The sequence below is a fragment of the Microbacterium testaceum StLB037 genome, assembly GCF_000202635.1.
GTDB classification, from domain to species: domain Bacteria; phylum Actinomycetota; class Actinomycetes; order Actinomycetales; family Microbacteriaceae; genus Microbacterium; species Microbacterium testaceum_F.
On the sequence record NC_015125.1, the window covers coordinates 2,818,979 to 2,842,456 of the forward strand.

General features: G+C 71.2%; 20 protein-coding genes and 1 other RNA gene. 14 read left to right on the forward strand and 7 right to left on the reverse strand.

The window, feature by feature from the left end:
• Positions 1–117: 117 nt before the first annotated feature.
• From MTES_RS12845 to MTES_RS12855, 3 genes are read right to left on the reverse strand one after another with little or no spacing between them, the layout of a single operon-like run.
• Positions 118–948, reverse strand: a complete 831-nt coding sequence (locus MTES_RS12845; RefSeq protein WP_013585697.1) for an alkaline phosphatase family protein — start codon at positions 946–948, stop codon at positions 118–120.
• Complete coding sequence (locus MTES_RS12850; protein ID WP_013585698.1) at positions 945–1,637, reverse strand: phosphonatase-like hydrolase; 693 nt, start codon at positions 1,635–1,637, stop codon at positions 945–947. The genes MTES_RS12845 and MTES_RS12850 overlap by 4 nt, the downstream gene beginning before the upstream one ends.
• Positions 1,634–2,392 (reverse strand): GntR family transcriptional regulator, encoded by a 759-nt coding sequence (locus tag MTES_RS12855; RefSeq protein ID WP_013585699.1) that lies wholly within the window; start codon positions 2,390–2,392, stop codon positions 1,634–1,636. Before MTES_RS12855 ends, MTES_RS12850 begins: the two co-directional genes overlap by 4 nt.
• Positions 2,393–2,564: 172 nt before the next feature.
• On the opposite strand from MTES_RS12855, the gene MTES_RS12860 reads away from it, so the two are divergent.
• Genes MTES_RS12860 through MTES_RS12885 form a run of 6 tightly spaced genes read left to right on the forward strand, consistent with a single transcriptional unit; the run spans position 2,565 to position 8,315 of the window.
• Positions 2,565–3,695 (forward strand): TIGR03364 family FAD-dependent oxidoreductase, encoded by a 1,131-nt coding sequence (locus MTES_RS12860; RefSeq protein ID WP_043362891.1) that lies wholly within the window; start codon positions 2,565–2,567, stop codon positions 3,693–3,695.
• A gap of 53 nt (positions 3,696–3,748) precedes the next feature.
• Positions 3,749–4,924 carry an ABC transporter substrate-binding protein gene (locus tag MTES_RS12865; protein ID WP_013585701.1) on the forward strand — a complete coding sequence of 392 codons (1,176 nt, stop codon included), beginning with the start codon at positions 3,749–3,751 and terminating at the stop codon, positions 4,922–4,924.
• Between the two features lie 7 nt (positions 4,925–4,931).
• Positions 4,932–5,846, forward strand: coding sequence for an ABC transporter permease (locus tag MTES_RS12870; protein WP_013585702.1), 915 nt, complete (start codon positions 4,932–4,934; stop codon positions 5,844–5,846).
• Positions 5,843–6,655 (forward strand): ABC transporter permease, encoded by an 813-nt coding sequence (locus MTES_RS12875; RefSeq protein ID WP_013585703.1) that lies wholly within the window; start codon positions 5,843–5,845, stop codon positions 6,653–6,655. Before MTES_RS12870 ends, MTES_RS12875 begins: the two co-directional genes overlap by 4 nt.
• Positions 6,652–7,761 (forward strand): ABC transporter ATP-binding protein, encoded by a 1,110-nt coding sequence (locus tag MTES_RS12880; protein WP_013585704.1) that lies wholly within the window; start codon positions 6,652–6,654, stop codon positions 7,759–7,761. The genes MTES_RS12875 and MTES_RS12880 overlap by 4 nt, the downstream gene beginning before the upstream one ends.
• 41 nt (positions 7,762–7,802) lie before the next feature.
• The gene (locus MTES_RS12885; protein WP_148272877.1) at positions 7,803–8,315 is read left to right on the forward strand and encodes a hypothetical protein; all 513 of its coding nucleotides are present in this window, start codon (positions 7,803–7,805) and stop codon (positions 8,313–8,315) included.
• Here MTES_RS12885 and MTES_RS12890 read toward each other — a convergent pair.
• The 3 genes from MTES_RS12890 to MTES_RS12900 all read right to left on the reverse strand — a co-directional run bounded on the left by MTES_RS12890 (position 8,293) and on the right by MTES_RS12900 (position 12,396).
• On the reverse strand, positions 8,293–8,787 hold the full coding sequence (locus MTES_RS12890; RefSeq protein ID WP_013585706.1) for a hypothetical protein: 495 nt from the start codon (positions 8,785–8,787) through the stop codon (positions 8,293–8,295). The genes MTES_RS12885 and MTES_RS12890 overlap by 23 nt on opposite strands.
• Positions 8,788–8,791: 4 nt before the next feature.
• Positions 8,792–10,843: a primary-amine oxidase gene (locus MTES_RS12895; protein WP_043361425.1), complete on the reverse strand. Its 2,052-nt coding sequence runs from the start codon at positions 10,841–10,843 to the stop codon at positions 8,792–8,794.
• Positions 10,844–10,920: 77 nt separating this feature from the next.
• A complete protein-coding gene (locus tag MTES_RS12900; RefSeq protein WP_013585708.1) occupies positions 10,921–12,396 on the reverse strand; it encodes an APC family permease in 1,476 nt (491 codons plus the stop codon).
• Positions 12,397–12,628: 232 nt separating this feature from the next.
• Between MTES_RS12900 and MTES_RS12905 the strand changes: the two genes are divergently transcribed.
• The 3 genes from MTES_RS12905 (at position 12,629) to ffs (ending at position 14,936) form a co-directional block, all read left to right on the forward strand.
• Positions 12,629–14,128: an APC family permease gene (locus MTES_RS12905; protein ID WP_013585709.1), complete on the forward strand. Its 1,500-nt coding sequence runs from the start codon at positions 12,629–12,631 to the stop codon at positions 14,126–14,128.
• Positions 14,121–14,819 carry a helix-turn-helix domain-containing protein gene (locus MTES_RS12910; RefSeq protein WP_043361427.1) on the forward strand — a complete coding sequence of 233 codons (699 nt, stop codon included), beginning with the start codon at positions 14,121–14,123 and terminating at the stop codon, positions 14,817–14,819. Before MTES_RS12905 ends, MTES_RS12910 begins: the two co-directional genes overlap by 8 nt.
• Positions 14,820–14,839: 20 nt before the next feature.
• Positions 14,840–14,936: signal recognition particle sRNA small type (ffs, locus tag MTES_RS18945), an RNA gene on the forward strand.
• Between the two features lie 27 nt (positions 14,937–14,963).
• On the opposite strand, the gene MTES_RS12915 is transcribed toward ffs, so the two are convergent.
• Positions 14,964–15,632, reverse strand: coding sequence for an NUDIX domain-containing protein (locus MTES_RS12915; protein WP_013585711.1), 669 nt, complete (start codon positions 15,630–15,632; stop codon positions 14,964–14,966).
• Positions 15,633–15,676: 44 nt separating this feature from the next.
• Here MTES_RS12915 and MTES_RS12920 point away from each other — a divergent pair, with 44 nt between their 5' ends.
• From MTES_RS12920 to MTES_RS12940, 5 genes are all read left to right on the forward strand, one after another.
• Entirely contained in the window at positions 15,677–16,471 is a 795-nt protein-coding gene (locus tag MTES_RS12920) for a DeoR/GlpR family DNA-binding transcription regulator (protein WP_013585712.1), read from the forward strand.
• Positions 16,472–16,481: 10 nt separating this feature from the next.
• Positions 16,482–18,626 (forward strand): phosphate acetyltransferase, encoded by a 2,145-nt coding sequence (gene pta, locus MTES_RS12925; protein WP_013585713.1) that lies wholly within the window; start codon positions 16,482–16,484, stop codon positions 18,624–18,626.
• Positions 18,623–19,855, forward strand: coding sequence for an acetate/propionate family kinase (locus MTES_RS12930; RefSeq protein WP_013585714.1), 1,233 nt, complete (start codon positions 18,623–18,625; stop codon positions 19,853–19,855). Before pta ends, MTES_RS12930 begins: the two co-directional genes overlap by 4 nt.
• A 62-nt stretch (positions 19,856–19,917) precedes the next feature.
• Positions 19,918–20,652, forward strand: coding sequence for an HAD family hydrolase (locus tag MTES_RS12935; RefSeq protein WP_013585715.1), 735 nt, complete (start codon positions 19,918–19,920; stop codon positions 20,650–20,652).
• A gap of 120 nt (positions 20,653–20,772) precedes the next feature.
• Positions 20,773–23,301, forward strand: a complete 2,529-nt coding sequence (locus MTES_RS12940; RefSeq protein WP_013585716.1) for a glycoside hydrolase family 65 protein — start codon at positions 20,773–20,775, stop codon at positions 23,299–23,301.
• Positions 23,302–23,478 lie beyond the last annotated feature (177 nt).

A 23,478-nucleotide genomic window follows, 5' to 3' on the forward strand; every position in this document is an offset into this window, starting at 1 on the left:
GCGTGACCTGGCGCGCGTGACCGGGGGAGGGCGAGGGACGCAGGGAGGACGATCCCCGCGGATTCGTCCTCCCTCCGTCCCTCGCCCTCCGGTCGCCCGGCTCGTCAGCCGGCGAAGTCAAGCGCGCCCGAGGTCGGCGAGCAGCAGATCACGGACCTCGTGAGGGGCCACGGGCCCCGAGGGCAGCGGGTCGTCGCCGCCGAACCGACCGAGCGCGAGGAACGAGCGGCGCTCGACGGCGGAGCCGCCGCCGTGGCCGCCCGCGTCGACGTGCCCGTGGTCGGTGGTGACGGCGACGAGCCAGTCCTCGCCGTGCGTCTGGGCGCGCTCGTCGACGACGTCGAGGATGCCGCCGAGCAACGCGTCCACGCGAACGATCGCGGCCGTGTACTCCGGCGCGATCCCGCCGTACCGGTGTCCGGCCTCGTCGACCTCGCCGAGGTAGACGAAGGAGACGTCGGGACCGGCTTCGCGCAGGTGCTCGCGCGCGGCGGCCGCGATCTCGGCATCCATCGGCTCATAGCCGCGGGTCTCGCCGTCGCGCGCGACCACGACGTGGGCGCCGACGACGTGGGCGCCGGCGTGGTCGGGACGCGGGGTGAGGATCGGGCCGGGGCCGTCGGGGTCGACGAGAGGCGGCCAGTCGACGGCCGCGAAGGTCGTGCAGCCCGGTCGCGTGTCGGCGGCGCGTGACAGGAGGTCCTGGTGCGCGCGCAGACGGTGTCCCTCGAAGAGGTTGTCGACCACGCCGTGTTCGGCGAGCCGCGTGCCGGTGAGGATCGACGACCAGCCTGGGCCCGAGATGGTCGGAACCTCCATGGTCATCGGCAGCAACGCGCCGGCGGAGGCGAAGGCAGCCAGACGCGGGGCCATGGCGGGAGCGCGGAGGGCGTCGTCGATGCGGAGGCCGTCGATGCCGACGAGGAGCAGCTTGCGCGGCACGCTCATCGCGACGGCAGCTCGCCCGCGGCGGACAGCAGCGCGGGGATGTCGGCGACGCTGTCGAGCAGGTGCGTGTGGCGCGCGCGGCCGAGGTCGGCGGGCGTGCCGGCTCCCGTGTGCACGCCCACCACGAAGCGTGCCCCGGCGGCGATGCCCGCGGCCAGGTCGTTGGGGGTGTCGCCGGCGACCAGCACCTCGTCGACCGACCGGATGCCGGTGAGCTCCATGGTGCGGAAGACGAGATACGGCGCGGGGCGCGAGGCGGAGACGAGCTCCGAGGTCGCCAGGGCGTCGATGTCGACGCCGACCTCCCACCCGACCTTGGCGAGCAGCCCCTCGGCCACCGAGAGGGTGTAGCCGGTCTGCAGCGCGACCTTCACCCCGGCCGCGCGCAGCGAGGCGATCGCCTCGCGCACCCCGGGGAACACGGTCGGGGTGGCGGCCGCGTAGGCCTCGTCGAGCTGGGCGGCGAACACGGCGTAGACCGCGTCCGTGCGGGCGGGATCGCCCCCGAGCGCGGTCAGCAGACCCCGGATCGCTTCGGTCTTGTCGGTTCCGGTCCAGGGGGCCAGCACGTCTTCGGGAACGCGGGAGCCGAGTTCGTCGGCCACGCACCGCGCGAGCAGCTCGTACACGAGACCCCCCTCGTCGATCGTGGTTCCAGCCATGTCGAGGGACAGCAGCGAGACGGTCATCGGGCACCTTCCGGAGTCATACGGCGTGAGGCGTGCGGCCCGGAGGGGCCGCGCGTTCGGGAGTTGTGGAGGATGAGGGCCGCGCGGTCGGGGCGGTAGCGGTCGTCGGACACCTCGAGGACCTCGCCCTCGTCGGAGCGCGTGACGCGTCGAACCCGGAGCAGCGGCGATCCGGCGTCGACGCCGAGCTCGTCGGCATCCCGATCGTCCGCGGCGATCGCGTCGATCGTGTGCTCTCCCTGGTCGAGGGCGACCCCGCGCGCGAGGAGGCCGGCGAAGATCGATCCGCCGTCGGGGTCGAGGTCGAACAACAGCCGCCCCACCGGTTCGACGAACGCGGTGCGCTCGATCATCACCGGCTCGTCGTCGATCGAGCGCACCCGGACCAGCTCGACGGCCCTCTCGTGCGCGTCGAGCCCGAGGGCGGCCGCCACGGCCTCCGAGGGGCGCCGCACCGCGATCTCGAGCGTGCGCTGGCCGGGCGTGCGCCCGAGCGAGGTGACCCAGGCCGAGAACGAGAAGAAGTCGTCGATCGCCTGGGCCAGGGGCGCGCGCGCGACCGTGGGGACCCGCCCCTGCCCGGTCGCGATCAGGCCCTCCGCGGAGAGGGCGGAGAGGGCCTGGCGCACGGGTCCGCGCGACGCCCCGAACTCGACGCAGAGTTCGGCGGTGGAGGGCAGCGGGGTACCGACGGCGAGCGTCCCGCTGCGGATCCGATCGCGCAGGGACGAGCGGATGGTCTCGTGCAGGAGCATGCGCCCAGCTTGTCAACACAAGTCGCGTGAGCGCCTTCCGCATAGGAAAAGTTCGGATGCCGTTCACCCGGCCCAGACCCCTCTTATACGGCTCGCATCCCGGGGTGAACATCGCATGACAAGTGTGGCGATCGGCCTCTTTCGCGAGGTCCGGAGGGCGAGACTCGTCGGCGTGAACACCCCGTCCTCCTCGCCACGCGTCGACCTCGTCGTCGTCGGCGCCGGCATCGTCGGCCTCGCCCACGCGTGGCACGCGGTGCGCGCCGGACTCTCGGTCGTCGTGCTCGATCGCGACGACCGTCCCGTCGGCGCCAGCGTCCGCAACTTCGGCCACATCTGCACGACCGCGCAGGCGGGCATCGCCCTGACGTACGCCGAGGCCGCGCGCGCGGCGTGGCTGGAGCTCGCTGAAGACGCCGGGATCGGCGTCCGCGAGACGGGCACCGTCGTGATCGCGCGAACGGATGCCGAGATGGCGGTGCTGGACGAGTTCGCCGCCCTACGGGCGGGCGACCTCGATCTGCTCACGGCCGCGGGCGTGGGCGAGCGCACGGGCTGGGCGACGCCCGGGGCGGTCGGGGGAGCGTTCCTCCCCGGCGACCTGCGAGTCGATGCACCCACGGCGATCCCCGCGCTCGTCGCGCACCTCATCGACCTCGGAGTCGACGTGCGGTTCGGAGAGAACGTGCTCGAGATCGCCGACGACGGCGTGCGCACCGCCGCCGGGTGGTTTCCCACCGCTGCGGTCGCGGTGTGCATCGGTCACGACGTGGACCGCTTCTTCCCGGCCATCGCCCTCGAGGCGGAGGTCCGTCGCTGTCGACTGCGGATGATCGAGATCGACCCGCCCCGGGGCGTGCGCATCGACCCCGCGATCTTCACCGGCACCTCGCTCCTGCGCTACGCCGGGTTCGCCGAGACCGCGGCGGCGGACGATGTCCGCGCGGAGGTGGCGGCAGCCGACCCCGATCTCCTGACCCACGTCGTGAACCTCATGGCCACGCAGCGCCCCGACGGTCGCGTGGTCATCGGGGACACCCATCACTACGAGCGCACGCTCGACCCCTTCGACGACGAGACGCTCGACGAGCTGCTGCTCGACCGGTTCCGACGGCTCTTCGGCGTCGACCAGCTGCGCGTGCGGCGACGGTGGCGCGGGGTCTACGCCGCGAGCGCGCGCTCGCCGTATCTGCTGGCCTCTCCCCGGCCCGGTCTCGGCGTGGCCTCCGTGACCAGCGGGATCGGCATGACCACCGCGCTCGGCTTCGCCCTCGACGCGCTCGAGCGCCACGGCATCCTGTGACTTCTCCTCTCCGCCCTCCCTCTCCCTCGAGTACCCGCCCGAAAGGACTCCCCATGCTCTCCTTCCCCTCTTCGACGGCTCGACGCGTCGCGCGCGCCGTCGTCACCACGGCCGCGGTCGCCGCGGTCGCGGTCTCGCTGTCCGCGTGCTCCGGCGCGTCCGACGCCGCGAGCGGGTCGATGACCCTCGAGCAGAAGCAGAAGGCCACCAGCGCCGCCGACTTCGGCGGGATGGACGCGCTGGTCGCCGCGGCCAACGCCGAGGGCAAGCTGAACGTCATCACCCTTCCGCCGTCGTGGGCCAACTACGGCAAGATCATCGCCGGCTTCCAGGCGAAGTACCCCGACATCCAGATCGACTCGCAGAACCCCAACGGCTCCAGCGCCGACGAGGTCGCGGCCGCCCAGTCGCAGAAGGGGCAGGACACCGCCCCCGACGTGTTCGACATCGGCACCGCCGTGCTGAGCCAGAACCTCGACCTGGTCACGCCCTACAAGGTGTCGAACTGGGGCGACATACCCGACGACTTCAAGGACCCGAACGGTTCCTGGTACTACGACTACACGGGCCTGATGTCGATCGGCTACGACTCCTCGGTCATCACCACCCCGCCGACCTCGCTCGCGGACCTGCTCGGACCGCAGTACCAGGGCAAGGTCGCCATCAAGGGCGACCCCACCCAGGCGAACGAAGCCGCCAGCGCGGTGTACTTCGCGGCCCTGCAGAGCGGCGGGAGCGTCGACGACGTCAGCCCCGGCGTCGACTTCTTCTCGAAGCTGAAGAAGGCCGGCAACATGCTCTCGGTCCTGCCGACCCAGGCCACGGTCGCCTCGGGCGAGACCCCCGTCGTCATCCAGTGGAGCTACAACAACCTCGCGTGGGGACCGGACGGCGGGTCATCGGGCAACCCGAACTGGAAGACCGTCGTGCTCCCTGGCGTCGCGCTCGGCAGCTACTACAACCAGGCCATCAACGTCAACGCCCCGCACCCCGCGGCCGCGCGTCTGTGGGAGGAGTACCTCTACAGCCCCGAGGTGCAGAACCTGTACCTCGCGTCCGGTGCCTACCCCTCCACGCTGCAGGCGATGATGGCGAACGGCACGGTCGACCAGTCGGTGCTGAAGGCGGTCGGCGAGCCGCCGAAGAACTTCGTCCAGCTCACGAGCGACCAGGCCGCCGCCGCGGCGAAGGTGCTCACAGCGCAGTGGTCGTCGGCGATCGGCGGCTGATCGCCCCATGACCGCCGCATCCGCACGGATCGCGACGGCGAAAGTCCGCTCCGGTGCCGGGACCTCCCGGCGCCGGAGCCGGGGCTGGTGGGGCTTCTCGCCCTTCGCCGTGTACGTGCTCCTCTTCCTCCTGATCCCCACCGTCCTCGCGGTCGCGAGCGGGTTCTTCACCGCCGACGGGGCGTTCACTCTCGCCAATTTCTCGGCGTTCGCCTCTCCCTTCATCGTCAGCACCTTCGTGAACTCCCTGTGGCTCTCGGCGGCCGTCGCCGGCATCTCCGCGGTCCTGGGTGCCCTCGTCTGCGTCGCGCTGGTGAGCATGAACCCCGACGGATGGGTGCGCTCGGTCGTCGATTCGGCGTGCAGCGCGCTCGCGCAGTTCGGCGGGATCATGCTGGCGTTCGCCTTCATCGCGCTCATGGGAGCGCAGGGCGTGCTCACCGTGTGGCTGAAGCAGACCCTCGGTCTCGACCTGAACTCGCTGACCCCCAACGGTCCGTTGCTCTACCAGGTGGGCGGGCTGATCTTCCCCTACGTCTACTTCTCGGTGCCGCTCATGGTGCTCACCTTCCTGCCCGCCCTCGCGGCCCTGCAGACGCAGTGGGCCGAAGCGGCCGCGACCCTCGGTGCCCCGCGCCGCGTGTACTGGACACGGATCGCCGTCCCCCTGCTCGCCCCGGCGTTCGGGGGGTCGACGATCCTCGTCTTCGCGAGCGCGTTCTCGTCCTTCGCCACCGCGGCCGCCCTCATCGACCAGGGCGGCATCGTGCCCCTCGCGATCAAGCAGCAGCTGACCAGCGAGACGATCCCCGGGGTGGCGAACACCGCGGGCGTCCTGGCGCTCGGAATGGTCGTCGTGATGGCTGCCGTCATGACGCTCTACGCGGTGCTCGATCGGCGTGCACGGCGGTGGCGGCGATGAGCCGGCCGGTGGGCGCGGCCCTCGGCCGCACGGGCGCGACGATCGTGCTCGCCCTGACGGGTGTCGCTTTCGCGCTTCCGCTCCTCGCGCTGCTGCTGTTCACGTTCCGCGTGTCCGGCAGTCCGAACGCCCTGACCCTCGCGCACTACGCGGCGCTCGTCGACCCCGCGCAGGAGTACACCTACGACGGCCTGTTCCGCGGCCTCACCAACTCGCTCGGCATCTGCGCCGTGACCGTCGCGATCGTGCTGCTCGTGCTCGTTCCGACGGTGCTCCTCGTCGAGATGCGCTACCCCGCGATGCGCCGCGTCGTGGAGTTCGTGTGCCTTCTCCCGCTCACCGTCCCCACGGTCGTGCTCGTCGTCGGCTTCGTGCCGGTGTACAAGGTGGTCTCGGGGGCCTTCGGCAGCGCCGCGTGGACACTGGCCTTCGCGATCGGCGTCATCGTGCTGCCCTACGCGTACCGCCCGATCCAGGCGAACATCGCGGCTCTCGACGTCGTCGTGCTCGGCGAGGCCGCGCGGTCGCTCGGTGCCGGTGTCGTCCCCACCGTGCTGCGCGTCATCCTGCCGAACCTGCGCCGCGGCATCCTGTCGGCCTGTCTGCTGACCGTGGCGGTCGTCCTCGGCGAGTTCACGATCGCATCGTTCCTCAGCCGGTCCACCTTCCAGACCGCGCTCTTCCTCCTGCAGCAGAGCGACCCCTACGTCGCGGCGATCTTCTCGCTCGCGGCCCTCGCCTTCGTCTTCGTGCTGCTGCTGGTCATCGGCCGCCTCGGCTCCTTCCGTCCCTCCCGGAGAACCCCATGAACGTGCCTCTTCCTCCCGCCCCGCCGGTCACCGGCCCCTCGACCGCGACGGGGATGACCGCGACGGGGATGACCGTGACGGGGACCGCCGTGTCGCTGCGTGGCATCCGCAAGTTCTTCGGAGCCCACGCGGCCCTGCGCGGGGTGAGCCTCGACGTGCGCCCCGGTGAGTTCGTCGCCCTGCTCGGCCCGTCGGGGTGCGGCAAGACGACGCTCCTGCGGGCCCTGTCGGGACTCGACCGCGTCGACGACGGCACCATCTCGATCGACGGGGTCGATGTCTCCCGCGTGCCCGTCGAGAAGCGCGACATCGGCATGGTGTTCCAGTCGTACTCGCTGTTTCCGCACCTGACCGCCGCGCAGAACGTCGAATTCGGCCTCCGGATGCGCAAGGTCGACGCGGCCCGTCGGACCGTCCGCGTGCAGGAAGCGCTCGACATGGTCGGACTCGGCGACCGCGGCGGCCGGTACGCGCACGAGCTGTCCGGCGGTCAGCAGCAGCGCGTCGCGCTCGCCCGCGCCCTCGTCACCCGCCCGCGCGTGCTGCTGCTCGACGAACCGCTCTCGGCTCTGGACGCCAAGGTGCGCGTGAAGCTGCGCGAGCAGATCCGTCGTATCCAGCGCGATCTCGGCATCACCACCGTCTTCGTCACGCACGACCAGGAGGAGGCGCTCGCCGTCGCCGACCGCGTCGCGGTGATGAACGAGGGGGTCATCGAGCAGATCGGCACGCCGGAGGATCTCTACCGTCGGCCGGTCTCGCCCTTCGTCGCCGACTTCGTCGGGCTCAGCAACGTTCTCGACGGGGTCGCGCGCGGTGGAGAGGTCGAGGTGTGCGGCCACGCGCTGCCGATCCTCGGGGAACCCGTCGACGGGCCGGTGCAGGCCTTCGTGCGGCCCGAGGACATCCTCTTCACCGACGCCGCCGGCGGAATGGATGCCACCGTGGTGGCCTCGAGCTTCCTCGGGTCGCTGCGGCGAACCGTCGTGCGCGCGGCCGACGGCACGCTCATCGCTGTGCAGCACGACGCCGCCGACCGGCGCGAGGCGGATGACGTGGTGCGCCTGCGATTCGCGGGGTATCCGGTGGTGATCCGGCCGCGCTGAGGTCCCAGCGAATCCCTCAGCTCCCGCTCTACCGTGCGGCTATGCCGTCTGTCGCCCGAGGGCGTCGCCGCCCCACGCCCTTGCGCACCACCCCGGCCGTACGCGCTGCCGCCGTGCTCTCGTTCCTCTACGGCCTCGCCGCGGCGGCGCTGGGGGTCTGGTTGATCGTCGCCCTCGCGACCGGCCGGGGGTTGCGGGCCGACACCCACGAGTACCTCGTCTTCCGGGGCGTGACGACGACGATCGTCTTCGCGCTCCTGGCGGGAGCGGTGTTCGTGACCGAGGCGTTCCTCGTGCTGCGCGGCGCGCGCGGGATCGGGGTCGTCGTCGTCGCCTCGATCGTCGCGTTCGGCGGCCTGATCGGCGAGGTGATCGAGGCGGTCACAGGAGGGGATGCCGCGTCCCTCGGGATCGGCGCGGGCATCATCGCCGCGGCGGCCCTGCCCGCGGTGCTTCTCCTTCTCCCGCGGGGACCCCGCTCGGCGCTTCCTGCGAGCCCGGACGCCGAGCCCGGGATCACCCCGCCCGGGATCACACCGCCGCCACCGCCATGAGGACGACGGATGCCGCCATCGCGCCGATCTGCGCGCGGTCGAGCCGTGCCGGCATCCGTCGCATCGCCTCGAGCGACAGCGCGGCGTAGACCGCCGCCGCACCGACGAGAACGGGCGCCAGCGCGAGCCCGTGGGCGTGGGCCGAGGGACCCGCGTGCCCGACCATGACCATCTGCAACCCGGCCATCACGATCATCCCGAGCGTCGTGTGCAGCGTCATCAGGGCGGGCACCCGCGGCACACGGCGCTGCCGCGGCCGCCGCCAGACCGCGAGCCCGAGCGCCGCCGCCAACAGCACCGCCGTCCGCCCGACCGGCGCGACGACCCCGAACACGGCGGCATCCAGCATCGCGAGCAGCATCAGCACGGATGCCGCGACCTCGGGCGGTCGCACCCGCGCGCGATCGGCTGCCAGACAGCAGGCACCGACCGCGGCGGGGGCGACCGCCCAGGCGTGGAGGATCTCGCTCATCGATTCAACAGTGGTGCGCGTCGCCGTGCCCGTCGTGACCGTGCGCGCTGTGGTCATGACCGTGCGCGCCGGTCGCCTCATCCGCGTGTGGTCCGTGCCCGTGTCCGTCGGCGTGGGCACCGGGCGCGCAGTGCGTGTCCGCCGGGGCCGGCACGTTCAGTACGGGGTTCCGCTCGAAGAAGTTGTACGGCTTGAGCGTGAACTTCGCGTAGTCCATCGGCATGACCGGCCAGTCCTCGTTGCGCGGGAAGTGCGTGAGGCCGAACGTGTGCCAGAGCACGAGGTCTTCGCCGACGAGGGGCTCGTCACCGGCGATGAACGCGGGGATGCCGGCGCCGCCAGGGTGCTGGTTGACGAAGTCTCCCGCGGCGTACCGCTCGTCGGGGTCGTACTTCGTGACGAAGAGGTTCTTCGTGGCGAACGCCGCGCGGGCGGCGATCGACGACGCGTCGTCGGCCAGCAGCACCGGGGTCTCGGTGGGGAACAGCACGTACGAGGTCGCCTGTCCCCGCTCCGTCGTCTTCTCGGTCGACGCGATCTGCCACACGCGGTTCACGGCGCCGTCGGCGACCCGCCCCGACACCTTCTCGCTGGTGATCGGCGTGACCTTCTTCGTGAACGCGTTGCCGGCGGGGTTCTCGGGCGAGATCGGCACGCGGACCGCGTCGATCTCGTTCACGACGTTCGCGACCCCGTCGACGGTCATGTCGAGCCGCGCCGAGAAGAGGTGCTGGTGATACGGCGCGCCCAGGCCCGGTGCCACCTCCGAGGCGTACGGGTAGCCCTCTCCCGGGTATCCGGAGGTGAACAGGATGCCGGTGAGCTTGGCCTCGCACTCGATGGTGCCGTCGAGGTACAGGTACCAGTAGAAGCCGTAGTCGTAGTTGCCGACGGTGGTGAAGAACGAGATGACCAGACGCCGCGAGCGGCGCACCTCGCTCGAACCCGTGAAGATGTCGGTGTGCTTCCAGAGGGTGCCGAAGTCCTCCTCGTGCATGCACACGGCGTTGCGGACGGTGCGCGGCATCCCGTTCTCATCCGACAGCACGGCGTCGACGTAGGTGATGTCGCCGACGCAGTCGCAGCCGAGCTCGAGTTCGTTCGTGTACCGGCCGAAAAGGTACTCGCCGGTGTCGAAGTAGTTCTGCCAGAAGCGGTTGGGCGCGGGGTCGGCGTAGGGCACGACCATCTCGCTGATCGAGCCGCGGTACATCACCGGGCGGCCGGCGAAGGACAGCTGGCGAAGGATGAGTCCCTCGCGGGTGTCGAAGCCGATGCGCAGGTCCCACTCGCCCCACGTGACGTGCTCGCCGTCGACGGTGAAGCTCGACCCCTCGGGCTGCGTGATGACGATGGGCTTCAGCCCCTCGAGCGGCGGCCCCTGGAGCTCGGGATCGTCGAAGTTGCCGTGCGTCTCGGGCACGGTGAAGCCGGGGGTGTCGACGATCTCGATGATGCGGCGGTCGGCGACGTCGATGTAGGCGGTGAGCCCGTCGACGGGGTGCGCCCACGGATGATCGGCGGGGTGGTCCTGCCGGAACGCGAAGGTGCGCAGCACGCGGCGTCCCACCTCGTTCTCGTAGCCGTAATGGCCGGCCGAGAGCGGCACGAGCACGACGTCGGCGGTCGTGAGGCCGCGCGCGGCGAGCGCGGCGACCCACTCGGTGCTCTCGTTCGCGATCACGCCGACCTCCTCGAACTCCGCGTCGAGGATCGGCAGCTGCCCGTCGGAGCCGTCGAGCTCGGTGGAGCGCAGCACCTCTCCGCTCGCGAGCGAGACGACGAGGTCGAGGGAGTGCGCCGTGCGCAGGTTCAGCAGCTGCACGCGGGCGCGGCGCTCGGGGAAGGCCGACTCTCCGCGCTCCCACGCGAGAACCTCGCCCTTGGGCGCCTCTTCGAGGCCGACATACGCGAAGCGCGTGGCCTCGTCGATGCCGTCGAGGCCGGCGACGATCGCGTGCACGGCGGTGATCTCTTCCGGGATCAGGGATGCCAGGGGGTGGGCCGGCACCGCGGGGGCGACGAAGGCGGTGGAGGTCGGGTCGGTGAGGGTCATGGTGTCTCTCTCGAGGGGAACGGGAAGGGCGGAAAGGAGCAGGACGGATGCCGCGGCGCCGGGGCCGCGGCATCCGGTCATCCCGCGATGGCGTCGGTGAGCTTGGCGTAGGCGGCGGGTCGGCGGCGGCGGATCCAGGCGGCCTGGACGTATCCGAACGCGGGGACGACGACCACGAGGGCGAGCAGGGCCCAGGTGACGGCGCCGAAGGTGGGTGCGCCGTCGGCGTCGACATCGCCGACCATGACGGGGAAGTACGCGACGATCACGACGGCCGAGATCGCGAGTCCCACGAAGCCCAGTGCCGGAGCGATGATCGTGTTCCACGGGCGCCGGTCCTGGCGATTGCGCGTGAAGTAGACGATCACCGCGATCGAGGTGACGGCCATCAGGACGACGATGGCGACGGTCGCGACACCGGAGAGCCAGGTGAACACCTGCAGCAGGGGGTCGAGTCCGAGCAGGGCGAACGCCGCGAGGAGGACGCCCGCGGTCGCGGTCTGCACGATCGACGACACGTGCGGCGAGAGGTGACGAGCGTGCACGCCCGAGACCGACTCGGGAAGGACCCCGGCGCTCGACATCGCGTGCTGGTAGCGCGTCAGGACGTTGTGGAACGACAGGACGCACGCGAACATCGACGTCAGCAGGAGGACGTTGACGATGACCTCGCCGACCGTGCCGAGGTAGATCGCCACGGTGCGGAGCATGAGCGTCGCGGGGTTCTCGGCGGCGGCGGCGAGGACGCCGTTCGGGCCCCAGGCCATCACGAGTCCCCAGGTCGACAGCGTGTAGAAGACGCCGATGCCGATGACGGCGCCGTAGGTGGCGCGCGGGATCGTCCGGTCGGGGTCGCGCGCCTCGTCGCGGAAGATCGCGGTGGCTTCGAAGCCGATGAACGCGGCGATGGCGAACATCAGCCCCACGCCGGGCGAGCCGCTCGCGATGTTCGCGGGCTCGAAGGGGGCGAGACTCAGTCCCTCGGGACCGCCGTCGAGCACCACCGCGCCGACGAGGACGAGGACGATCGCGACCTCCGCGATGAGGAGGATGCCGAGCACCTTGCTGGACAGATCGATGTGGCGGTAGCCCAGCACCCCGACGAGCGCGACGGTCGCGAGAGCGTACAGCCACCACGGGAGGTCGGGTCCGCCGACCGACACGATCGTGATCTCGAGCAGGTACCCGACGTAGCCGTACACCGCGACCTGGATGGTCGTGTAGGTGAGGATCGCGGTCCACGCGGCGGCGAGCCCGGAGGGGCGTCCCAGCCCGTACCCGATGTAGGTGAAGAAGGCACCGGGGCGGGGGACGTGCCGGGTCATGGCCGCGAGCCCCACGGCGAACAGGAGCAGGATGACGGCGCTGACGGCGTAGAGGGCGGGGTATCCCACCCCGTTGCCGATCAGGATGCCGAGGGGACCGGCACCGCCGACGACGGTGAGCGGCGACGCGGCGGCGACCACCATGAAGATGATCGCCGTGACACCGAGGGAGCCCTGCAACGTCCGCTTCGCCGACGTCGCCACCCCCTTCGACTCGAGCTGGGTCATGTCGGTTCCTTACGTGTTCGGGTGGGACGGGATTCGGGTGGGTGAGCGCAGTTCGTGAGTCGAGGTTCCCCCGGCGCCGTTGCCGGGTCGTGTTGTCGTCGTGAAGGTGTGACCACCCCGAGTGAGACGCGCACGGCGGGGATGTCTCACTCGGGGTCACGAGCACGAAACACGCGGGTCGTCCGGGTGCAATGCCCGGCGCGTACGGTCGGCACCACCCGACGGAGACCACGTGACTGCACTCGCCCGCGCCATCGCGCGCCTCGATCCCGTCGCCGGCTTCGGCGACCGCTCGCCCCTGCACGGCCTCGAACGACGCCGCATCGGCGTCGTCGATCTCGCGGCCCAATCGGTCGCGGCGGTCGCCCCCGCCGCGGCGGCGACGACGGTCGTGCTGCTGGTGGCGGGCTTCGCCCCGGGCGCGACGGTCGCCGCGATCGTGGCCGCGGCGATCCTGAGCCTCGGCGTCGCCCGGACGATCTCGCAGTTCGCCCGGCGCTTCGCCGCCACGGGTGCCCTGTACACCTACACCGCTCGCGGCCTCGGCACGCGCGCCGGTCTCGCGGCGGGAGCGGCGATCCTCACGGGGTACGGCGCGGTGGCCATGTTCTCGCTCCTCGGCGGCGCGTACTACGCCACCTATCTGGTGGCGGGGCTGTGGCCGTCGATCGATCGAGCGCTCGTCACCGCGCTCTTCGTCGTCGGCCAGGGGCTTCTCGTCGCGTTCGTGCTCGTCCGCGGCATCCGGATCTCCGCTCGAGCGGCGCTCGTCGTCGAAGCGCTGTCGGTGGCCCTGATCGTGGTCCTCCTCATCGCCCTCCTGGTGCGGATCGGACCCGTCGACCTGACCGCTGTCGCCGGGATGGGTGGGGCCCACCTCGACCCGACGGCGTTCGCGGCCGCCGCCGTGATCGCGCTGACGGCGTTCGTCGGGTTCGAGTCCGCGGCGACGTTGAGCGTCGAGTCGGTGTCGCCGCTGCGCAATGTCCCTCGCGCGATCACGGGCACGGTGGTGTTGTCGGGACTTCTCTACGTCCTGGCCGCGGTGACTCAGGTCGCGGGTTTCGATGCGCTGGGCGCCGACCTCGCCACCAGCGCCTCGCCGGTCAACGAGCTCGCTGAGGCGTACGGCCTCGGTGGGTGGGGTGTCGTGGCCGACATCGGGATCGCGGCGTCGTTCCTCGCGTGCGCGATCGGCACGACCACCGCGCTCGTGCGGGTGCTCTTCGCGCTGAGCCGCGACGGCGTCCTTCCCGCGGCGGTCGGTCGGACCCATTCGCGCTTCGGCACCCCCGCGACGGCGGTCGCGTGGGCGCTGCCGCTCATCACCGCGGTGCCGGTCGCGGTGGCGGCCGCGGGCATCGACACGCGCGATGCGATGCACGTCACTATCGGGGTGGGAGCCGCCGGCTACATCGTGGCCTACATCCTCGTCTGCGTCGCCGCGCCCGCGTTCCTCCGCCGCATCGGCGAATCGACGGTCGGGGCCACGCTGGTCGCGGGCGTCTCGGCGCTCGCGCTCGCCGCCGCGCTCGTGTCGTTCTTCGTCGACGACGTCTCCGCCGGCGGGATGGTCGTCGCGATCGTCGCGGCTCTCATGGTCGTGTCCGGCGCCGTCATCGCCGTCCTGCGTCGACGCCACGGCCCGGGGGCGCTCGGGGTCTACGACGAGCCCGTCGCGGCGCAGGTGCTCGGGGGAGTGGTGTCGCCGCGGCATCCCGACGATGCGTGAGCAGCCGGCGCTCGCCGCGCGACAGCCGGGCGCCGTGCACTCCGCGCTGGCCGTTCTCGAGGCCGTCGCCCAGCTCGGTGCCGGGGTGAGCGCCCAGCGACTCTCCACGGAGCTCGGTCTGCCGCGCGCGACGACCTACCGTCTCGTGAACCTCCTCGTCGAGGACGAGTACCTCGTCCGCACCCCCGATCTGGCGGGCTTCGCTCTCGGTGCCAAGGTCGCGCAGCTCGCCGCGGTCGTCGCCCCACCGGCGCGCCTGTCGTCGGCCGCCCGAGCGGTGCTGGCCGACGCGCGTTCGACCGTGCGCGGGGGAGTGCACGTGGCGCTCTTCGTCGACGGGCGGGTGGCGGTCGTGGATGCCGATCCCGACTTCCCCCTGTCGGATGAGGCGCGTCTCGCTCGCGAACCCGCCCGCTACGCGCTCGGTCGGCTCATGCTGTTGTCCCACGGCGGCGAGGGGACCCCGGAGCTCGACCGCGCCCGGGACGATCTCGCGCGGTGGGGCGCGACACGCCAGAGCGGGGAGCTGGCCGCCGCCTCGGGATGCCTCGCTGTTCCGATCCGCGATGCGAGCGGTCTCGCCGCGGGAGCCGTGGCGTTCTCGGGGCCACGGCATCGCGTCGACGACCCGGGCGACGTGCTCTCGGCGCTGCGTCCGGCGGCCGACGCCCTCGCCCCGCTGATGGTGTGACGCGCATCGGGTAAGCTGTACACGGCTCTCCGCGTGGCGGCATCCAGGCCAACTCCCCCAGGACGGAAACGTAGCAAGGGTAACCAGGCTCTACCGGGTGCGCGGAGAGTCTTTTCTTTGCCCGAAAACGGGGATGCCGTTGGCTCAGCGCCGGGCGAACGGTCCGTCGAGCACGGCCCACTGCAGCAGCATGATCGTCTTGGCATCCTGAATCTCACCGTTGCGGATGAGCTGCAGCGCCTCATCGATGCCGTACTCGAGGATCTCGATCTCCTCGCCCTCCTCCTCGAGGCCGCCCCGGTCGCCCACGCGCGTCGAGCCGTCGTACGCCGCGGCGAAGAAGTGCAGACGTTCGGTGACTGAGCCGGGGCTCATGTACACGTCGAAGACATGCTGCACGTCGTCGACGCGCACGCCGGTCTCCTCCTCGGCCTCGCGGCGGATCGCGGTGAGCGGGTCGTCGTCATCGAGGAGCCCCGCGGCGGTCTCGATGAGCATGCCGTCGGGGTGGTCGTTGACGTACACGGGGTAGCGGAACTGCCGGGTCAGCAGCACGGTCCGCCGCGCGGGGTCGTAGAGCAGGATGGTCGCGCCGTTGCCGCGGTCGTACGTCTCGCGGGTCTGCGTCACCCATTCGCCGTCGTCGTTCCGATAGCGGAAGGTCGTGGCCCGCAGCACGTGCCACCCCGCGGCGAGCAGGTCGACGTCCTCCACGATCACCCGGGGGTTGCGGTCGAGGTCCAGGCCGGTGAGGTGCAGTCCGGTGCGACCGCGGTGATCGGGGACGGTGGTGCCGGGGCGTGCGTCGTTCATGATTCGGAACGATAGTGCAGAAACGTGCAAGAATGTGAAGTGTGATGCTCGCCGCCGCCCGCAAAGACGCCCTGCTCGAACGGCTCCGCCGCGACGGTCGTCTCGTCGTGAAAGACGTCGCCCTCGAACTCGGCCTCTCCGAAGACAGCATCCGTCGCGATCTTCGAGAACTGGATGCCGCCGGCCTCGCCGTCCGCGTCTACGGCGGAGCCCTCCCGGCCTCACCGGCGGTCGCCGACTACGACGCGCGGGGGAGGGTGGCGCGATCGAGCAAGGCCCGCGTCGCGGCGGCCGCGCTCGAGTTGATCGAACCGGGGGCCACGGTGCTCCTCGACGGGGGGACGACCACGCTCGCGCTCGTGGAAGCGCTGCCCCGCTCGTTCGCCGGCACCGTGATCACGCACTCGCCGACGATCGCCGCAGCCCTCCTGCACCACGAGGCCGAGGTCATCGTGATCGGGGGTCGCGTGTTCAAGCACTCCGCCGTCGCGTGCGGGTCCGCCGCGGTCGAGGCCGCGCAGAGAATCAGCGCCGACGTCTTCTTCCTCGGCGTCACCGGCGTGCACCCCTCGGCGGGGCTGACGACGGGGGATGCCGATGAGGCGGCGATGAAGCGCGTCCTCGCCGAACGGGCGGCCGAGACGTTCGTGCTCGCGAGCGAGGAGAAGCTGGGTGCGGCCTCGCGCTTCGGCATCCTGGCCCTCGACGAGGTGACGGGGATCGTCGCCGACCTCGATCCCGAAGCCGCTCTCGCCGCCGATCTTGAGGCGGCGGGCGCGCACGTGCGGTATGCCTCGACGCCGAAGCAACCCCGGGGCGATGTCGGGGGCCCGCAATAGGCTGGAACACGTGACGCAGAGCATCTACATCACGTCCGCCGAGGGGCACTCGGGCAAGTCCACCGTGGCTCTGGGAGTCCTCGACGCCCTGAGCCGTGTGACCCCGCGCGTGGGGGTGTTCCGCCCCATCGCCCGCTCCACCGCCGAGCGCGACTACGTGCTCGAGATGCTGCTCGACCACGACGGCGTCGACCTCGCCTACGACGACTGCGTCGGCGTGACCTACGACGACGTCCGCGACGACGCCGACGCGGCCCTCGGTCGCATCGTCGAGCGCTACAAGGCCGTCGAGGCGCAGTGCGACGCCGTGGTCGTCATCGGCAGCGACTACACCGACGTCGGCAGCCCCGCCGAGCTGGCGTACAACGCCCGGATCGCGGCGAACCTCGGCGCGCCCGTCCTCCTCGTCCTCGGCGGTCGTGCCCAGCAGGGCCAGGGCGAGACGCTCGGTCTCTCGGTCGCCCGCACCCCGCACGAGGTGGGGCAGATCGCCTCCCTCGCCGTCGCCGAGCTGCTGCACGAGCGCGCCGAGGTGTTCGCGGTCATCGTGAACCGCGCCGATCCCGACGAGCTCGACGGCATCGTGGCATCCGTCCGTCATGTCATCGACACGGCGCCCGTCACCTCGTCCGACGAGCGCCGGCCCGTGCCGGTGTGGGCTCTGCCCGAAGACCGCTTCCTCATCGCCCCCTCCATGCGCGGGGTCCTGCGCTCGGTCGAGGGCGAGCTCATCAAGGGCGACCCCGAGCTGCTCACCCGCGAGGTGCTCGGCGTGGTCGTGGCCGGCATGTCGATGGTCAACGTCCTCCCGCGGTTGAAGGAGTCGGCGGTCATCGTGATCCCCGCCGACCGCAGCGAGGTCCTCCTCGCCACCCTCCTCGCCAACGCCTCGGGCACCTTCCCCTCGCTCGCGGGCATCGTGCTCAACGGCGGGTTCGAACTGCCCGACCCGATCGTCCGTCTCATCGACGGACTCGGATCGCCGCTGCCGATCATCGCGACCGACCTCGGCACCTACGACACGGCCGTGCGCATCATGAACACGCGCGGACGCCTCGCCGCCGACTCCCAGCGTCGCTACGACACCGCGCTGGCGATGTTCGAGCGTCACGTCGACACCGCCCTCCTGACCCGCGAGCTCGGCGTCGCGCGCCCCAGCGTCGTCACCCCGCTGATGTTCGAGTACGGCCTCGTCGACCGGGCCCGCACCGACAAGCGCCGCATCGTCCTGCCCGAGGGCACCGACGACCGCGTGCTCCGGGCGGCGGCCACGGTGCTCTCGCGCGGCATCGCCGACCTGACGATCCTCGGTGAGCCGATCGAGGTGCGCGGGCGGGCGATCGAGCTCGGCATCGACATCCGCGACGCCGAGGTGCTCAGCCCCTTCGACGCGGTGCACGTCGACAAGTTCGCCACCGAGTACGCCCGGCTCCGTGCGCACAAGGGCGTCACCTACGCGCAGGCCGCCGACACGGTCACCGACGTGTCGTACTTCGGCACCCTGATGGTGCACCTGGGCCTCGCCGACGGCATGGTCTCGGGTGCCGCCCACACCACGGCCCACACGATCCGTCCCGCGTTCGAGATCATCAAGACCGCCCCCGGCGTCTCGGTCGTCTCGAGCGTGTTCCTCATGGCCCTCGCCGATCGCGTCCTCGTCTACGGCGACTGCGCGGTCATCCCCGACCCCACGAGCGAGCAGCTGGCCGACATCGCCGTGTCGTCGGCGGCGACCGCCGACCAGTTCGGCATCGAGCCGCGCGTCGCGATGCTGTCGTACTCGACGGGGGAGTCGGGCACCGGCGCCGACGTCGAGAAGGTGCGTGCCGCGACCGCCCTCGTGCGCGAGCGCGCACCCGAGCTGCTCGTCGAAGGTCCGATCCAGTACGACGCCGCCGCCGACGCGGCCGTCGCGAAGGCCAAGATGCCCGGCTCCGAGGTGGCCGGACGCGCGACCGTCTTCGTCTTCCCCGACCTCAACACCGGCAACAACACCTACAAGGCCGTGCAGCGCTCGGCGGGTGCCGTGGCGATCGGCCCGGTGCTGCAGGGTCTGAACAAGCCCATCAACGACCTGTCGCGCGGCGCGCTCGTCGACGACATCGTCAACACCATCGCGATCACCGCGATCCAGGCCCAGGGGAGCACCAAGTGAGCGTCGTGCTCGTCGTCAACAGCGGTTCGTCGTCGTTCAAGTACCAGCTGCTCGACATGGACCGCGAAGAGGTCCTCGCCTCGGGGTTGGTCGAGCGCATCGGCGACGCCGCCGGGGTCGCGAAGCACACCGTCGCCGCAGCCGCCCTCGCCGCCACCGATGGTCCCGCGCCGACGGTGACGGATGCCACCTACGAGATCGAGCGCGAGATCCCCGACCACACCGCGGGCTTCGCAGTCATGCTCGACGCCTTCGCCGCGCATGGCCCGTCCCTCGACGAGCATCCGCCGGTCGCGGTCGGACACCGCGTCGTCCACGGCGGAGCGCGGTTCTTCGAGCCCACCGTGGTGACGCCCCTCGTCGAGATCAACATCGACGAGCTGTCGGTCCTCGCGCCCCTGCACAACCCGGCGAACCTCGCCGGCATCGTCGCGGCCAAGAAGGCCTTCCCCGACGTGCCGCACGTGGCCGTCTTCGACACGGCGTTCCACCAGTCGCTCGCCCCCGAGGCGTACACCTACGCGATCGACCGAGAGGTCGCCGAGGCGCATCGCATCCGCCGGTACGGCTTCCACGGCACGAGTCACAAGTTCGTCAGCGAGGCCGCCGCGGCCTTCGTCGGCCGACCGATCGGCGAGCTGAAGCAGATCGTGTTCCACCTCGGGAACGGGGCCTCCGTCGCCGCCATCGAGGGCGGCCGCTCGGTCGACACGTCGATGGGACTGACCCCGCTCGAGGGGCTCGTGATGGGCACGCGCTCGGGCGACCTCGACCCGGCGGTGCTGTTCCAGCTCGCGCGTCGCGCCGACATGTCGATCGCCGATCTCGACACCCTGCTCAACAAGCGCTCCGGGCTCTTGGGCCTCGCCGGCGTCAGCGACATGCGCGACATCGGCGAGCGACGGGATGCCGGAGACCCGGCCGCGCAGCTCGCCTTCGACGTCTACGTCCACCGTCTCCGCGCGTACGCGGGGGCCTACCTCGCCCAGCTCGACGGCGTCGACGTGATCTCCTTCACCGCCGGGGTGGGGGAGAACTCGATCCGCGTGCGCGAAGAGGCCATGGCCACTCTCGGGTTCGCCGGCGTCGAGATCGACCCCGAACGCAATGCGACGCGGGCGCGTGGCATCCGTCGCATCTCGACCGACTCCTCGCGCGTCGAGGTGCTCGTCGTCCCCACGAACGAAGAACTCGAGATCGCCCGTCAGACCCTGTCGGTCACCGCGTGAACCACCCCTCGCTACTACGCTGATCACGTCTCTCCGACCATTCCGCCGACCGGGAGCATGCCGTGACCGACACCCCCGCCCTTCCCGACCTGACGTCCTCCGAGGGCGTGCTGTTCGACCTCGACGGCGTGCTGACGCCGACGGCCGAGGTCCACATGCGGGCCTGGAAAGAGATGTTCGACGAGCTCTTCGCGGCGTGGAACATCGAGCCCCCGTACACCGACCGCGACTACTTCGAGTACGTCGACGGGAAGAAGCGTTACGACGGGGTGGCGAGCCTGCTGCGCAGCCGCGATGTCGAGGTGCCGTGGGGCGATCCGTCCGACGATCCGTCCGAAGACACGGTCTGTGGCGTCGGCAACCGTAAGAACGCCGTGTTCTCGCGCATCCTGCGCGCCGAGGGGATCGCACCGTACCCCGGTTCGGTGGCCCTCCTCGACGTGTTGCAGGCCGCCGGGACCCCGATCGCCGTGGTGTCGAGCTCGAAGAACGCCGTCGAGGTGCTCGAGGCGGCCGGCCTCCGCGAGCGCTTCCCCGTCGTCATGGACGGCGTCGTCGCCGAGCGCGACCACCTGGCCTCCAAGCCCGCGCCCGACGTGTTCGCGGAGGCGGCCCGCATGCTCGGCGTCGATCCCGCCCGTTCGGTCGCCGTCGAAGACGCGCTGAGCGGCGTGCGCTCCGCCGCCGCAGCCGGATACGCGATCGTGGTGGGCGTGGACCGCGGAGTCGGCGCCGACGACCTGGCCGCCGCCGGCGCCACCGTGGTCGTCGACGACCTCGCCGCGTTCGTAGACTGAGCCGTCGCCTCTCCCGCGACACCCCGCCGCTGACGCGGCACCCCGAGCTCCCCTCCGCGCGGACACACCCGACACCGCCCGCGCGGCAGACCCGTACTCCGCCACCGGAAGGCCTGCCCGATGATCGATCGCGATCGCTTCCCCATCGACGAATGGCGTCTCGTCGAGACCGAGTTCTCGGTCGACGACGTGGGCGTCACCGAAACGCTCTTCTCGGTCGGCAACGGCTACCTCGGCCTGCGCGGCAACCCGATCGAGGGGCGCTTCGCGCTCGAGCAGGGCACGTTCATCAACGGCTTCCACGAGACGTTCCCGATCCGGCACGCCGAGCAGGCCTACGGCTTCGCGGAGGTCGGCCAGACGATCATCAACGCACCGGATGCCAAGGTCATGCGCGTCTACGTCGACGACGAGCCGCTCTCGCTCGACGTCGCCGACGTGCGCGAGTACGAGCGCGTCCTCGACATGCGCCAGGGCATCCTGCGCAGGAGCCTGCTGTGGGTCACGCCCGCCGGCAAGCACGTGCGGATCGAGGACGAGCGGTTCGTGTCGTTCGACGAGAAGCACCTCGCCGTCCTCCGGCTCACCGTCACGGTGCTCGACTCCGACGCCCCCGTCTCGGTGAGCAGCCAGCTCCTCAACCGCCAGGACGGCGAGGGGATCTACGGCGGCTCGCCGATGGCATCCAAGCAATCCGGTTTCGACCCCCGCAAGACCGAGAAGCTCAGCGACCGCGTGCTCCAGCCGCGCGAATACTGGCAGGACGGCGACCGCTCCGCGCTGAGCTACGAGGTGACCGAGTCGGGCATGACGCTCGCCGTCGTCGCCGATCACCTCGTCGACACCGCGAACGAGTGGACCTCGCGCCAGCTCATCGAGCCCGACATCGCCAAGAACGTCTTCCGCGTCGACGCGCGCGCCGGTGTCCCGACGACCATCACCAAGCTCGTGAGCTACCACACCTCCCGGGGCGTGCCCACGGGTGAGCTCCTGGACCGGTGCCGTCGCACGCTCGACCGCGCGCGCGAGACGGGCGTCGACGGCCTCGTCGAGCAGCAGATCGCCTGGTACGCGGCGTTCTGGGACCGCTCCGACGTCCGCATCGGCGGCCACGGCGATCTGCAGCAGGCCACGCGTTGGTGCCTGTTCCAGCTCGCGCAGGCCGCGGCCCGCGCCGACGGTCAGGGCGTTCCCGCCAAGGGCGTGACCGGCTCCGGGTACAGCGGCCACTACTTCTGGGACACCGAGGTCTACGTCCTGCCGTTCCTGGCATACACCTCGCCGCTCTGGGCGCGCAACGCGCTGCGCATGCGCTACCTCATGCTCCCCGCCGCGCGGAAGCGCGCGCACCAGCTCAACGAGGCCGGCGCGCTGTTCCCCTGGCGCACGATCAACGGCGAAGAAGCCTCGGCCTATTACGCCGCCGGCACCGCGCAGTACCACATCAACGCCGACGTCTCCTTCGCGCTCGCGAAGTACGTGCGCGCCACGGGAGATGAGGAGTTCCTCGCCCGCGAGGGCGTCGACATCGCGGTGGACACGGCGCGTCTGTGGTCGACTCTCGGGTTCTGGCGTTCGAGCGACGGGGGTGAGGAGCACGACTCGTTCCACATCCACGGCGTGACCGGCCCCGACGAGTACACGACCGTCGTCAACGACAACCTCTTCACGAACGTCATGGCGCGCTTCAACCTGCGCTTCGCCGCCCGGACGGTCCGCGAACTCGCCGAGAACAACCCCGACGCGTACGCGCACATGGCCGACCGCATGAACCTCGACCCCTCCGAGCCCGAGCGGTGGGACCGGGCGGCCGAGGCGATGCACATCCCGTTCAGCCCGGCGCTCGGCATCCATCCGCAGGATGCGGTGTTCCTGGAGCGCGAGATCTGGGACCTCGAGAACACCCCGCCCGACCAGCGCCCGCTGCTGCTGCACTTCCACCCCCTGGTGATCTACCGGTACCAGGTGCTGAAGCAGGCCGACGTGGTGCTCGCGCTGTTCCTGCAGGGCAATCACTTCACGGATGCCGAGAAGCTCGCCGACTTCGAGTACTACGACCCGCTGACCACCGGCGATTCCACCCTCTCGGCGGTCGTGCAGTCGATCCTCGCCGCGGAGGTGGGGTATCAGGACCTCGCGCTGGAGTACTTCCGCCAGGCCGCGTTCGTCGACCTCGGCGACCTGCACCACAACGCGTCCGACGGCGTGCACGTGGCGTCGGCCGGCGGTGTCTGGACGGCGCTCGTCAGCGGCTTCGGCGGCATGCGGGATCACTTCGGTCGTCTGACGTTCGACCCGCGCCTGCCTGCCGACTGGCCCGAGCTGTCGTACGTGCTGCACTGGCACGGCACGCGTCTCGACGTCACGCTGACCGCCACCGCGCTCACGCTCCGCGCGAGCGGAGACGGCGAGCCCGTCGACTTCGCCGTCCGCGACGTCGATTACACCGTCGCCCCCGGCGAGACCGTGCGCGTCGCGTTGCACGGCCAGGGTCCCGTTCGTCCCGGACGCCCCTCGATCCGGCAGCTCGAAGGATCGGTGCGCGAGGACGGCACGCTCCTGCTGGCCTCCGTCCCGATCGTCACGGCGGCCATCCCCATCGTCGGCGACGACGAGAGCGAGCCTCTCGCGGTCGGCTTGGACGTCTGACGCTTCGCCCGAACGCGGCGCCTCCCTCGCGGGGGTCGCCGCGTTCGGTGTTTCCGGCGTCGGCGGTGTCGCGGCGGCGTGCGCGGCGCACCGAGAACAGGGGATGCCGCGGGGCAGGGCGTTCGCGTGGGGCGGGGCGACGAGAACAGGGGATGCCGCGGGGCAGGGCGTTCGCGT